Here is a 14513-nt window from a genome sequence, read left to right on the forward strand (position 1 = left end):
TCGAACGATGGTCGGTATTCGCTGTCCTTTTATGCTGCATGGTTTGCATCGTGCCGCTACAGGCCGCAGATGCAGACGTATCGCAGCGGGTGAAGGAACTCGATGCGCTGCTGGCTGAACAGTGGCAGCACCAGCTGGAAGCAAATCCGGAATCCGCCACCGTCCTTGGCGATCTGCGTTACAACGACCGCTGGAGTGATGCCTCGCTGGCACACGTGCAAAGCGAGCGCAAAGTTACGGTCGATTTCCTCAAGCGCTTCGAGGCGATCGATACCGCCGGTTTCCCGGAAGAAGAGAAACTCAATCAGCAATTGATGGTGCGACAACTGAAGGAAAATCTGCGTGGTGTTGATCTGAAATTGTACGAAATGCCGCTGGATTACCATCACGGCGTGCAGCTGCAATTGCCCGGCTTGATCAGCTCGATTCCGTTCGACAACACCAGGGAATACGAAGATTACCTGGCTCGCCTTAAGGCGATTCCGAGCGTGCTGGAGCAGACCACGGAAGTTGCGCGGCAGGGTATGCGCGACGGCTTGATGCCGCCGCAGTTTCTGCTGGAAAAAGTGGCCGTGCAGATCGACGGCATCGCCAAGCCAGCCGGTGCCGACAGCGCCTTCGCCAGTCCACTGCAGCATTTTCCAGATAGCCTGTCGGCGGTCGATCGAAAGCGTCTGCGTGTGGCGATCATCGCGGCGATCGACAACGATGTGCGGCCGGCCTATCGCAAACTGGGTGAATTCGTAACGAAGGATTATGCGCCGCATGGGCGCAGCCAGCCGGGTATATGGCAGCTGCCAAGAGGCGATGAGATTTATCGCTTCGACGTCGAGCAGATGACCACCACCAGGCAAACCCCCGAGCAGATTTATGCACTCGGATTGTCCGAGGTGAAGCGCATCGAGTCGGAGATGACGGTCATAGCAAAGGCGCAGGGTTACCGCGACCTGGCCAGCTTTCGCACAGCACTGAAGAGCGATCCGAAAGTACATGCCAAATCGCGCCAGGACATTCTCGATCGCTATCGTGGCTTCATTGCGCAGATGCAGCCGCAGTTGCCCAAACTATTCAGCTTGCTGCCCCGGACTCAGCTCCAGGTGGTGCCGGTCGAGGCCTGGCGCGAAAAAGGGTTCCAGATCGCTTCGTATCAACAGGGCACGCCGGATGGTTCGCGGCCGGGCCAGCTCATCGTCAACACCGGCGACTTCGCCAACCGCACCACGGTGGATATGGAATCGGTGGCGTATCACGAAGGCATCCCCGGTCATCACCTGCAGCTTTCGATCGCGCAGACGCTGCCCGGATTGCCGCCGTTTCGTCAGCAGGCGGATTACACCGCCTACATCGAAGGCTGGGCGCTGTATGCCGAACGCCTCGGCAAGGACATCGGCTTCTACAAGGATCCACTGTCCGACTATGGCCGTCTAACCGGTGAGCTGTGGCGCGCCGATCGCTTGGTGCTGGATACCGGCGTGCACTATAAGCACTGGACGCGCCAGCAGATGGTAGATTTCTTCCGCGCCCATTCCAGCGTGGATGAATCGGATATCCAGTCCGAGACCGACCGCTACATCACCTGGCCGGGCCAGGCGCTGGCCTACAAGGTCGGTCAGCTGAAGATGCTCGAACTACGCGAGCGGGCGAAAAAGGCACTCGGCGACCGCTTTGATATCCGAGCTTTCCACGATCAGATCCTGAGTGGCGGCGCACTGCCACTGGATGTGCTCGAGACACGTATCGATGCGTGGATTGCTGCAGTGAGGAGTGGCGCCGTTCCGATTGGTCCGGTGATGGCGTCGCCATAGAACGTCTGTCTGTTACTTGCCCAACTGCTTGGGTCAGCACGGTGCTGTCGTGTCCGCGCTTTTCCGAGTCACTCAGAAGTAGAGGTGACCGATGGCTGAGTCATTTTCTTTACATTCAACGTCCATCGATCAGGCGATTGGCCAACTCTGGGCTAAAGACTCCGGCGTGTATTGTCGGAGCAATTCCACAGGTACCATCGGAATTGCCGGGCACCTTGATCCACGCAAGCAGCACGTCATTGGAAACGTAACCCGTCCGGGTGCCGATTTTACTCCCGGCGGGATTGCACCACTGGCTAATCGACCCATTGCCGTTTCGGCTCGTGTCGATGATGACGGATTTTCTATAGCCGAATAATTTTTCCAATTCGACGTTCACTGCATTGGCATAAGCCAGTGATCGATCGGTGTTATAGAAATTCGATACGTTCAATGAGAATCCTTTCGCGTCGCTTATATCCGCCGCATGCAGGCGCTGCGCCATGACGTCCGCGGCAATCCAGTGCGCATTTCCCGCATCGAGATAGATGTCTGCCGCAGGCGCGTTATGGCGAAGCTGGGATACCGCATAGTGCAGGAGGTCGAGTCGCGTATTCCGTCTCTCATCGGTCTTGAAACAACCGAGTTGGGCAAGCGAGTCGGGCTCGATCACAACGATGGCTTTCTTTCCGCCAATGCCACGCGATAACGCATTGATCCAGTCACGATACGACGATGCGCTGGCGGCACCACCAGCCGAATCCCCTCCACAGTCACGGTCGGGAATGTTGTAGGTCACAAGGATAGGTGTCTGATGCATTTCGTCAGCCGCATCCACGAATGCTTCGACCGCCTTGCGCGTATCGCCGCTCCAATTGCCAAACCAGCGAGCCATGGGTACGTCGGCAATGAATTCCTTGATCCGTGTGGCCCGCGGGTCTCCGGGATGGCTAAGCGCCCATCTGGCAGGAGCTGAATCAGGATCAACGTAAAAGTCGGTTGCAACGCAGGTTCGTTGAACACTGAAAAGAATCAGCGCAGCCAGGAGAAAAAGTTGCCAGGCACCAAATTTTGAGTGCAAATCGCGCAGGCCCGCGACCGCAGTGGTCCACTTGTTGCGATTCATTTGCCTAAGTCTCGAAGAGCGGCAACGCCTGCCTGAGATGTTTGTGAGATTTCATCGCACCATGTGCTGCTTCCAAGTGTATCTGCGCAAGAGCAGGTCGAGGCAGCCCATCGAGACTCGGCACGGGCTGCCTCGGCATCTGATGTTTCTACTCACTCAATGCGGCGGTTCGGTGGTACTGCTCAAGCCGTTTTCCATATGGCCGGCGAGGCGCCGGGACCAGTTGCTCAGTCCGGAAACGGTCGCTTTGAGGTCATACCAGTTGGCGTTGCTGCCGAGGCTCCAGGTATCACTCACGCTACCGCCGGCTTTCACCGTATAGATGCGCACGTCTTCGGTGTTGTAGCCGTTGGTGACCGTCATCGTGCAACTACTTGTGCCCGCATTCGTCATGGTCAACTGAATGCTGTTGCCGGTGGGGTTATAGGTGATCTGTGTTTCGGGCATCACCGAAGCCGACTTGGCGCTGCCCTGCCAATGACGCAAGAAGCCATTCGGTCCATGCACTTCCAGTGCGTAGGTGCCACTGGTAAAGACGCTGCCATTCCAGTAATCGGAGACGCTGTCGGCGGCTCCCACGGTGTAGGTCCAGGGGCCCGAGTAGCTGCTGCGATTGAATGCGTAGACCTGAAATACCGCGCCAACCGTGCCGCTGTTGATGAAATTGATATCGAACTGGTTTGCCGAGGTGTTGATACTGCCTTGAGCATCCAAAATGTACGGGAGCGCGCACGCCGGATAGGTGCCCGATTCGCCCGTCGGCATGGTCTGCGTGGTCGGCACCGTCGGGGCGGGTAGCGTGGAGCATTCCGTGCTCGACTGTGAAACATAGTTCGCGGTCGAAGGCAGACTCGGCCAGGTTGTATTGTCGCCGCTGAAATTGAATGCCGAGGTGAGATCGCCGCAGACTGCACGGCGCCATGCGCTGATGTTGGGCTCGGTGACGCCGAAACGCTGCTCGAGAAATTGCAATACCGAGGTATGGTCGAACACCTGCGAACATACCCGGCCACCGTAAGTCCACGGTGAAATGATGATCATCGGTACGCGGAAGCCGAGACCGATCGGCGAGGAGCTAATGGTGCCACCCGACTCGTTGACCGTGGTGAGTTCGCCCGCCGTGCTGACCGTGGACAGACCGCCTTGAATGCTCGAAGGCGGGCACGGTGGCGGGATGTGATCGAAGAAGCCACCGTTCTCGTCGTAATTGAGGATGAAGACAGTGTTGGCATACACGCTGGGATTGGAGGCCAGCGCGGCGATCAGTTGCGCGCTGAGGTTTTCACCATCCGGCGGCTGGTAGCTTGGATGCTCCGATAACGTGCTCGGTGCGACGATCCACGATACCTGCGGCAAGGTGTTGTTGGTGACGTCGCTCTGGAAGGCCGTCACGATGTTCGAAACCGTAGCCATGCCCTGATCGTAGAGCGCCGATCCGGATGCGGCGTTCTTGAAGTTGGCGAACCACGCCAACGCGTTGTCGTCGAAATTGTCGGTTTCCTGATAAACCTTCCAGCTGACGCCGGCCGACTGCAGTCGCTCGGCATAAGTGGTCCAGGTCCAGCCCGAGCTGGATTCGGTGTCGTCCAGTACCGGCGTTTGACCGACCGAGAGACCGTTGCTGCCAGTGAACAAGAACAGGCGATTCGGATTGGTGTCGGTCAGGACGGAGCAGAAGTACTGGTCGCAGATAGTGAAGCTGTCGGCCAGCGCGTAGTAGAAAGGCAGGTCGTTGCGATCATAGAACCCCATACCCATGCCTGCCGAGCGGGCCGTGTTCCACGCGTTGAACTTGCCGCCGTTGACCATTTCCGTATCGACAGTAAAGCCCATCGACGACGCGCCGACGCAGGTCGCGCTGGTCGTCGTCGTATCCATATGGAACGGCAGCATGTAACCCGCGGCGTTGCCGGTGTACGGTTGGTGCCACACGTTATTCGCGGTCAACGTGGTGCTGGGCAGCGGCGGCGGCACGGGATCGTTCAAGCCGCGCACACCGGGTCGGCTGCCGTAGTAGTGATCGAACGAACGGTTTTCCTGCATGAAGATAACGACGTGTTGCACGTCATTGATGGTGCCGGTCACCTTGGCTGCAGGTGTCGCCAATGCCTCACGTATGGCCGGTGGCAACATGGACATAACTGTCAGCCCACCGGCTGCCCCTGCCGTCATTTTCAGAAACCGCCGCCGCTTGATATCGTCGATATCGCTCACATCAGCTCTCCAGGTTGGGTTAACCGCCGCCGCACTCCAGCTTACGGGTAGCACAACGCAAAGACGTTTCAGGCGATTGCCAATGGCGTCACAAGCTGCGGACAAGAAACAGACCCCTCCGCCTGGTTGTCTAGTGCCGATGCGTCTTCTCCGGTTGAGAAGAGGCTTGTATAAGGCAGTGGGCACTCGTCAGAGCGAGTGCTATGCGTGAGATTGTTCTGCAAACAAATTTCGGACTGTAGCGATCCGCAGCTTCGCTATCAGTCTTTGAAATGATCCCTAGCGGCAGAGCAAGAAGCTGCCCTGCCGCGTGTTGCCAAGGAGCCGGCTGAATGGGCTCTACTTCAATGCAATGAAACCGTCAGCGTCGAAGGCGATGCTGCCGAAGAGCCGAAAGTGACATGGCTGTTTAGCGGTGTGACACCGGCATAACGCAGATCCGCAGTATCGATGACCAACGCCAGTTGCCGACCCGCATCGATTTCCCAGTTTGTCGCTTCCAGATTCATGTCGATGATCTGCGGCACACCCGGTGTTGCATTGAGAAGGGTGTAAGGCTTTTGGCTAATCAACTCGCCCAGTCCCGTCCACGGATCGACGCTGTAGAGATAGGCAACCAGCGTGAGCTGTGGAGTACTCGGAGTTACCGTGATTTGCAGCGACGGCAGTCCGATAACATTCTGGGTTCGGGTAAAGACCGGTCCCGTCCAGACAGCAGCGTTCGTGCGAAAAATCGTAGCCAGCTCGACCGCTGGAGGCAGCTGCAAGTAACCTGTCAGCGCACCGCTGAGCATTGCCACACCCGACGTCGCGGTGGTCGGGTACCCACCAATAATCCCGTATTGCCAGCTGTTGCCGGCACTGGATGACAGGCTACCCGTGGGTAAAAGGACCCCGCTTGGCTGGGTCAAGTGGTAGGTGATTGCCCCCTGCTGCACCGCATTCCAGTTGGCGTAGCTGCTCCATATATTGGTCTGCGACTTGAGCTGCACCGGTGGCTGGGTATCGATGCCGTTGTCCACATTCTTCAAGTAGTGATCGAACCAGTTCGTTGCCGCGGCATAGACTTCATTAGGCAGGCCCACTGCGCCGAGAAGTTCAGCCGTCGCATGATCGCCGTGCGAAAACATGATCATCTTCGGTACCGTGAGCTGGTTGTAGAAATTGATCAGCTGGCTCGGCACAAACAGACTGTCTTCGAAATCGTTGGCCAGAAAGACCGCCGGATGATTCGTATTGAGCTGGGCAACCGTGCTTGACGGGTCGCGCATCGCCGCAACCGGCAACAAGGTCTGAACGGCTCCTTCGAAATTGCCTGCCAGAACATCCTGGTTCACCTGCTGCATCAGCGGCCCTGGCTTGCCGAGGTAACTGTCCAGTGACAGCACCCCTATACCCTGCGCACTCGGTGTCTGATTCGCATCGAGCGAGGCCTCAAGGTTGGCCCAACTACTCATCACGGCCACCGCCTTGATGCGTGAATCATGTTCGGCAGCGAGAAGGCCCGTTCCCGCACCGTAGGAAATGCCCGAGACACCAATCTTGTTCGGATCGGCCGGCGTATGGGCTAGCGCCCAATCGATGACCGTACTGACATCACCTACGGTGAGAGGCCCTGCAATATCGATATATCCACACGATGGGTTAATCGCGCAAAACGTATCAAAGCCGCGCGAACTATAGCTAACCACGATGTAACCATCGTTGGCCAATACGTTCGCCTGTCCGACGTACTCGATGTACGAAATCCCCCAACTGGAGGGCATCACGATCAATGGAAATGGCCCGTTTCCATGACCCGTTGGGACAGAAACATACGCCCCCAACTGAAAACCATCCGGTGTCGCAATCGATTGGATGGAACCGGGAAGCGTCTGAGCCGATGTCGGTAAAACCATCGTCATGGCCAGCACGAACAGGGTGAACAAGCTTGCGAATTTGCGCATACCATCCTCCGTTGATTTGCCTGGGACACTACCGTTTCAATCGAACACGCTAGCTACGCAATAGCGCTCTCACTCACACTGCGGCTGGCGAATTAAATACATCTGCGCCCCATTGAACGTGGCTGATCGTGACGCACTTTTGAGTGACGCCGAGCACAGCAGCGCATGGCATCTTCAATTGACCTAATTAGTCCCAATAACGCGACACACACCGCGCTCATGCTGCGCTGCAAGGCAACACCTTCGATAGAACTGGCAAGCCAGTTTCAGCAATAGCGGCAGTGTCGGCGGTCAGATACTGAATCGACCCGATTTGTCCTCACGCATACCCACCCTTGGCGATTCATCATGCGAGGGGAGACATGCCGCTTGGCGCATCGTTAGGGAATGCGTTGAGAAAAAGCCAAGATTCATGTCGGCGCCGGGGAACACGATGCCATATCGCGCTTCGCCGGAAACGATTTCCATGCACCAACCATGGCATGGACTCTGGCGGGGAGACGGTAATGAACAAACGCAGTCTTATTGGCGGCATGGTGTTGCTGCTGGCCTTGTCCACCAACAGCTTCGGCTCACCGCAAAGCAGTTCTTCGGGCGACGGCAACAGCATCTACTTGAACGTCGCCGTCCCCGGCAGCAATGGCAATTCGGCGGGTGGCGTCGGCCTGCCGGTAGCGGGCACACCCGCTGTCTATCCCTGGTACTACAACGACCAGGCCACGCTCTACGGCGATCTCAGCTACGCACAGCAAGGTCTGACGACGACACCGTGCGCGCCACCTACAAATATCTCGCAGCACGTCGCATCCTCGAATCAGGGCTGCAACTATTTCAAGCACGACGGCTTGACCCCGGACACGGTGACTTCCACCGAGACCCTGACCACCAGCTACGGCGGCACGGTTACCATTCAACGCGATGGCTGGGGCGTGCCCTTCATCACCGCCAGCAATCGCCAGGACTCCATGTTCGGTGTCGGCTATGCTGCCGCCGAAGATCGTCTATGGATGCTCGACATCTTGCGCCATTTCGGTCGCGGCCAGCTCAGCCAGTTCCTTGGGCCGGCGCCGGAGTTCTACCAGTATGACGCCGCCATAACGAACACTGCCGGCTATAGCGAGAACGAACTGACGCAGATGGTCAACCAGGTTCCGGCCAAATTCGGCAACCTCGGTGTAATGATGTTGCAGGACGTCGATGGGTACGTTGCCGGGATCAACGCCTATATCTCGACACTCTGGATCTTCGGCAAGAACTTTTCGAAAATTCCACCGGAATACGCGGAACTCAAGAACGGTGGGTTTCCACCCGCGGCCTTTACTCGCAACGACGTCGTCGCCTCGGTCACTTTACTTCAGTCCATCTTCGCCGTCGGCGGCGGTGGTGAAGTCGCCAATGAAAGCTTCTTGCAGCAACTGGATCCCACCGTCACCTCCGGCAACCTGAATCTACCGGTGGCCGCCTGTCAAATGTGGCGCGACCTGCGCCATGCCAACGACCCACAGGCCACGCGCACCGTCAGCGCACGCTTTCAGGAATCTCCCGCCACCCTCAATGAAGCTTGCCCGCAGACCCTGCCGGCAGGTACCGCCATCTGGGACGTGGGCAGTTACCAGGTTTTTGATACTTACGACGCCAACGGCGTCAACGAGAATTTACCACCGACTCCCACCACGGCCGTGGCAAGTGCGAATAACGCCAGCCGAACGCTTCTGGCGCATATGCTGCTTGACGACGGCCGACAAGGTGGCAACAGCGCCGGTGAAAACATCAAGACCCTTGCCCAGCTGCTGGTCAGCTCGAAGAGCAAGCCCACGGCAGCGACGCCAGCGCGCCAATCTCCGTTCGGCAAACACCCGCAGGTCCAGCTTGCGATGGGCCCCTACACAAAGCTGCACAATGCCCTGAGCAACATGGGCATGCCGCTTAGCATGTCCAACTGGATGGCAGTGACGGCAGCCAATACCGTCGATGGTCACCCCATCGGCGTGATGGGGCCGCAGATAGGTTACTTTCAACCTCACCTGATCTGGGAATTCGCGGTGCACTCCACCGGCGGCACACCGACGGACTTTGATGGCCGCGGCATGGGCGTTGTCGGCATCCCTTACGCGCTGATCGGCCGTGGCGTGGACTATGCCTGGAGCGCGACCTCCAACGACAGCGATATCGTCGATACCCGCGTCTCCAAGATGTGCAACATGGATGGCTCGACACCTTCGTTGAAGCTGGTGAATGGCTTCCCCAGCGCTGACGGCTATCTGTACGACCTGGGTGACGGCAAGGGACCGTCGTGTCGCCGTTTCTACGAGCGCACCGATAGCTGGACGGCGACGCCGACACTGGCCTCCGATGCTTCCGGCGGCTCGCTGTTGCCGCAGGCGGTGCATCGCTACATTCTGCGTACCCACTACGGGCCGGTGTTCGCTACCGCCACGGTCAATGGCGCGCCGGTGGCCATCTCGCTGCAACGCTCGAACTTTTTCGGTGAGCTGGATGGCACGGCCATGTTCGCACTCGTTTCGACGCCGACAGTGAACGGGGCGAGCAGTTTCCAGCATCTGATGAACGGCTATACCGGCACTTTCAATTGGCTCTACGTCGACAAGAAAGATGTCGGCTACATCGCCACCGGTCTGCTGCCGGTCCGCGATCCGGGACAGTCGCCGGAACTGCCCTCCTGGGGCGATGGCCGTTTTGAATGGGCCGGCGATAGCAGCTACCTGCGAAATAATCCCGACTACTTCATCAACAACGGTGGTGACGTACCTTTCCCTAGCCGTACGGTGCCGGTCGCGCGGAACGGCGGCCCACTCAACGGTGGCTACTACGAATGGCAGAACTATCTGACCTACGCCCAGCATCCCCAGGTGGTGAATCCACCCGAGGGTTTCATCACCAGCTGGAACAACTCGCCGGCGACCGGCTGGTGGGCGGCGGACGATCACTACAATTGGGCCGCCATCCATCGCATCGACATTGAGCCAGTCCGCTTTCAGAACTTCCTCGCCACGGGCAAGAAATTCAATTTTGCCAATGTCGAGGAAATCATGGCCGACGCCGGCTATGTCGACCTACGCGGTCAGGAACTGCTGCCGCTGTTACTGCAGATCATGCAGCAGGGTTCGCTTAACACTGACGAGATGCAAGCCGGTGCATTAATGCGGAACTGGCTGGCCGGCGTTGCCTCCGACGGCATCACCTTGAATGGCAGCTCGAATGCCTGGATCAACGGCAATCCGGGTCTCGGTGCCTGGCGCCGTTCGCGTACCCCCGGTACCGCTGGCAAAACCACCTACGACAATCAGCCCGCCGTGGTACTGATGGATGCCTGGTATCTGCATCTGATGACCACGGTAACCTCGCAGCTCAACGCGCTTGATCCTTATAAGGACGCCGCATCACTCAGCGGTGGCTGCGTCAGCAGTGTGCTGCTCTGTCGCCAGGACGCTCCACGTGCACAGGGTTCCGCCTACGAATATGGCTGGTACCAGCCGATGTACCGGATGTTGCAAATGGCGCTCAACACCCCTGGCCATAGCAACTACCAAACGCTTAAATGCGCCGGCACCGGTCTGCTGACTGATTGCCGCAATGCTGTACTTGCTGCGCTGGATAGCGCCATCAGCGATCTCGGCGGCATCTCGAACATGGCCAATTGGAACGGCACCCAGTTACCCAACATGGCCGGCGACAGCAATGCCACGGTGGAAACCTACGACGAGATCGCGCCAACCGATTTCAGTGCGTTGCCTGCCCAGCCCATGCCATGGGAAAACCGGCCGAGTTACCAGCAAGTCATCGAGGTGCAAAGCGGGCGCCAATAGCCTTGGGGAAATGCGAGCAGCTAACCATTCGATACCAAATCTCGATACCAAATCTCTGCGCGCCGTTGACCTGGCGACAGCGCGCAGTCGACTGGCGTTTTGCACTTGGCTGATGCAGCGCTCAGGCGAAGTAATTCATCACCATACATGGCAGTTGAATTGTCCAGGAACCGTCATCTGCGCGTAGTGCAAAGCTTTCAGATTAAGTCGTCCAATGATGGGCGCCTACAGATGATTGACCATGAAGAAATGGCATGGAACGGCTCTGCGTGCAGCACTGTTGGTCATTACGGCGTATCCGATCAGCGTTATTGCTGCAGCAGCGCCAACAACTTACTCCGGTGTCAATCTGCTGGTTGATGGCGACGGCGAAGCCGCTGCATGCACCCCGGACTGGGAAGCAGTCACGACTGTTCCGGGTTGGACCGTACTCCAGGGCAATCCGAGCGCGGTGTGCTACTCGGTCGGTGATTTCACTACGCCCAGCACGCCGGCGCGCGGCAACGCCTTCATCGCTGCGGGCCCCTATGGCAACTCAGCGTTGACTCAAACCGTCGATGTATCGATGGCCAGTGCGGCTATCGATGCCGGTACGACGACTTACACGCTCTCCGGCTGGCTGGGTGGCTATGAGTATTACGGCGCGTACACCCAAGTAAGCGCGACTTTTCTGGATGCGAATGGCCTACCGTTGGGATCAGCAGCGCAGATGCCCACGGTGACCGCGTCTCAACGCAATTACAGCAACGCTTTTCTGGCGCGTTCGATCAGCAACACGCTGCCCAAAGGCACCCGTTCGATCATGGTGCTGGTGCAGTTTCTCGACTCGCCCGATGACTCCTACAACGACAGTTATGCCGACAATCTGTCACTGACCCTGTCGACGCCCGTACCCGCACCGGTTCTGACCGCGCCGGTGTCTACGGTGCCTAAGTATGACCATGTGTTTTTGGTCATGATGGAGAACACCAGCTTCGATGAAGTCATCGGCGATACGACCGATGCGCCCTTTATGAACAGCTTGGCCAATCGCGGCACGTTGTTGATGGGTTACAGCGGAACCTACCATCCCAGTGATCAAAACTACCTGGCCATCACGGGCGGCAGCAATTTCGACGAAGGAGCCATTTATTACCCGAACATCCATGTCACTACGGCAAATCTTGGCGACAGCCTCGAAGCCGTCGGCAAGACCTGGAAAGGCTATGGGCAGGGCATGGGTACTCCGTGCAACACGACCAACACGTACGACTCGGAATTCGAAGCCGATGAGCTTCCGTTCATCAATTTCACCGACATCAGCAACAATTTACCGCGCTGCCAAGTCCATCTTTTTGATACGACGCAACTGACCAGTGACCTGCAATCCGCAGCCACTACGCCGAATTTTGCGTGGTTGGCGGCAGACGACTACTACGATGGCGAAGCACCCGGCGACGGATCGTCGTTGAGCTTGCAGGTACAAGACGGATGGTTGAAGCAGACACTGCAACCGATCTTCAACTCTCCCGCATGGACCAGCCAGCGTTCGCTGCTTGTCCTTACCTGGGATGAGTCCTCGGACCCTTTGGCGTTTCCTGAGCTGGGCAATCACATTGCAACGATTCTGGTGGACTCACAAGGCCTGGTACGGCCAGGTTATGGAAGCTCCGTGAGTTACAACCACTTCAGCACGGGCCGCACCATCGAGCAGGCGTTGGGACTCCCTGCGTTTACCGCCAACGACGCCTACGCTACGCCGATCAATGATGCGTTCGCACCAGCACCAGCAACACCAACGTCGACCACACCAACCTTGACTGCCGCGATATCGACGGTGCCGCAGGGTGCAAATATCGTATTCAACTATTCGACGACTAGCGCCACGTCGAGCGCGACCAACTGGGTGGGAATCTATAGCGCTGGTGATACACCGGGATCTGAAGCCTCGGTGATCTGGCAAGCCGTTCCCACGGCCAATGGCAATGTCGCTTTCAACACGTCAAGTCTGTCGCCAGGCAATTACACCGCTTATCTCCTATACAACAACGGTTACAGCACCCTGGCCGGCCCAGTCAATTTCAGCGTGTCGCGCTGATGGGTGGCTCTGCATAGGCATGCTTCCCTGCCCCCGTGTCCAAAGGCAGGGACAAGGTGTTTTCCAGACACGCTTGAGTAGCGTTTCAGCAATGCGCGAGTTCGCCTTTCGGTACGCAGGGTCGTGAGGTTTGCTCCGTAGAGCGCCAGATCCTGGCTCCGGCCTAGACATCGCCACGACGCTGTCATGTGCCAGCCACACCATGCTCGGCATTCTGTCGAGGGTTGTCTGCATGCGCGTCGCCTCCTGGCTTTCTGGCCAATATCGTCATCGGATGGCGATCAATCTGCTCGCCGGCGGCGCTGCGTTCCTGGCGTATGCCTCGATGTATGCGTTCCGCAAGCCGTTCACGGCAGCCGAATTTACCGGCCTGCATTTCGCCGGCGTCGATTACAAGGTGTGGCTGGTCATCGCCCAGGTCTTCGGTTACATGCTCAGCAAGGTTCGGGGCATTACCTGGATCGCCGAGATGCAGCGGCAGAATCGTGCCCGCGCGCTGGCCGGATTGATCGGCTTTTCCTGGCTGGCGCTGCTTGGCTTTGCGCTGATTCCTGCACCGTGGAATATCGCCTGCCTGTTTCTCAACGGATTGCCGCTGGGCATGGTGTGGGGCGTGATATTCGGTTACATCGAGGGTCGGCGCGGCACCGAGTTGATGGGTGCTTTCATGTGCGCCAGCTTTATCGTCGCGTCCGGCGTGGTGAAAACCGTGGGCAAATACCTCATGGTGAGGTACGGAGTCAGCGAGTTCTGGATGCCTTTTGCCACCGGTCTGGTGTTCGTGCCACCGCTCTGCCTCGCTACCTGGATGCTCGAACGCCTGCCTGCACCGAGTGCCGAGGATATGGCCGCTCGCAGCGCGCGCATGCCGATGGACGCGAAGAGCCGCAGCGCGTTTCTGGCGCGTTTTCTACCCGCCGTGGTCATGATCGTGATGGCGTACATCGCACTCACCGTGATGCGCGATTTTCGCGACAATTTCGCGGCCGAGATCTGGGCCGATCTTGGTCGCGGCAATAGCGCGGCGGTATTCACGCAAACCGAGGTGCCGATTGCAATCGCCGTGCTGCTGATCACCGCCTGCACGATGGCCGTGCGCGACAATTTCAAGGCATTGATGCTCAATCACGTGATGATTTTCGGCGGCTTCGCCATTGCGTTGATCACCACCTGGCTGCACGGCATGGGGCTGATCGATCCGGTGTGGTGGGTCGGTGGCAGCGGTTTTGGCCTGTACCTCGCTTACGTGCCGTACAACTGCACGTTCTTCGAACGCATGCTGGCAAGCTTCCAGGTGGCCGGCAACGTCGGTTTCATCATGTATATCTCCGATGCCAGTGGGTATATGGGCAGCGTCGCCATCATTTTGTTCAAGGAATTCAGCGGCGTGCATCTGTCGTGGGCCGCGTTCTACGCCAGTACCGTGGTTGCACTGTCGAGCATCGGCATGCTGATTACCCTCAGTTCGGCCTTCTATTTCAAGGCCAAGACCCGGCGTACCGATATGCCAGCCGTGATGCCGACACTCGCCTGAGTCAT

At 58.1% G+C, this 14513-nt stretch carries 7 protein-coding genes; 4 read left to right on the forward strand and 3 right to left on the reverse strand.

Annotation, left to right across the window (positions count from 1 at the left end):
• The first annotated feature begins 38 nt into the window (after nt 1–38).
• Nucleotides 39–1805 (forward strand): DUF885 domain-containing protein, encoded by a 1767-nt coding sequence (locus HDE80_RS11860; RefSeq protein ID WP_255483734.1) that lies wholly within the window; start codon nt 39–41, stop codon nt 1803–1805.
• A gap of 115 nt (nt 1806–1920) precedes the next feature.
• Here the strand turns inward: HDE80_RS11860 and HDE80_RS11865 are convergent, their stop codons facing one another.
• The 3 genes from HDE80_RS11865 to HDE80_RS11875 form a co-directional block, all read right to left on the reverse strand.
• On the reverse strand, nt 1921–2910 hold the full coding sequence (locus tag HDE80_RS11865; RefSeq protein ID WP_184671107.1) for a glycoside hydrolase family 6 protein: 990 nt from the start codon (nt 2908–2910) through the stop codon (nt 1921–1923).
• Nucleotides 2911–3066: 156 nt separating this feature from the next.
• Complete coding sequence (locus tag HDE80_RS11870) at nt 3067–5124, reverse strand: phospholipase C, phosphocholine-specific (RefSeq protein ID WP_184671109.1); 2058 nt, start codon at nt 5122–5124, stop codon at nt 3067–3069.
• Between the two features lie 344 nt (nt 5125–5468).
• Entirely contained in the window at nt 5469–7070 is a 1602-nt protein-coding gene (locus HDE80_RS11875) for a CocE/NonD family hydrolase (protein WP_184671111.1), read from the reverse strand.
• 506 nt (nt 7071–7576) lie between these two features.
• Between HDE80_RS11875 and HDE80_RS11880 the strand changes: the two genes are divergently transcribed.
• From HDE80_RS11880 to HDE80_RS11890, 3 genes are all read left to right on the forward strand, one after another.
• Nucleotides 7577–10897: a penicillin acylase family protein gene (locus HDE80_RS11880; RefSeq protein ID WP_184671113.1), complete on the forward strand. Its 3321-nt coding sequence runs from the start codon at nt 7577–7579 to the stop codon at nt 10895–10897.
• A 241-nt stretch (nt 10898–11138) separates the two neighbouring features.
• The gene (locus tag HDE80_RS11885) at nt 11139–12974 is read left to right on the forward strand and encodes an alkaline phosphatase family protein (protein ID WP_184671115.1); all 1836 of its coding nucleotides are present in this window, start codon (nt 11139–11141) and stop codon (nt 12972–12974) included.
• A gap of 232 nt (nt 12975–13206) precedes the next feature.
• A complete protein-coding gene (locus HDE80_RS11890) occupies nt 13207–14508 on the forward strand; it encodes a DUF5690 family protein (RefSeq protein WP_184671117.1) in 1302 nt (433 codons plus the stop codon).
• Nucleotides 14509–14513: the final 5 nt, after the last annotated feature.

This window comes from Rhodanobacter sp. A1T4 (assembly GCF_014207185.1).
Lineage (GTDB): Bacteria > Pseudomonadota > Gammaproteobacteria > Xanthomonadales > Rhodanobacteraceae > Rhodanobacter.

Coding starts and splice junctions, on each gene's coding strand:
- HDE80_RS11860 (WP_255483734.1), top strand. CDS start 39: ATGGTTTGCATCGTGCCGCTACAGGCCGCAGATGCAGACGTATCGCAG.
- HDE80_RS11865 (WP_184671107.1), bottom strand. CDS start 2,910: ATGAATCGCAACAAGTGGACCACTGCGGTCGCGGGCCTGCGCGATTTG.
- HDE80_RS11875 (WP_184671111.1), bottom strand. CDS start 7,070: ATGCGCAAATTCGCAAGCTTGTTCACCCTGTTCGTGCTGGCCATGACG.
- HDE80_RS11880 (WP_184671113.1), top strand. CDS start 7,577: ATGAACAAACGCAGTCTTATTGGCGGCATGGTGTTGCTGCTGGCCTTG.
- HDE80_RS11885 (WP_184671115.1), top strand. CDS start 11,139: ATGAAGAAATGGCATGGAACGGCTCTGCGTGCAGCACTGTTGGTCATT.
- HDE80_RS11890 (WP_184671117.1), top strand. CDS start 13,207: ATGCGCGTCGCCTCCTGGCTTTCTGGCCAATATCGTCATCGGATGGCG.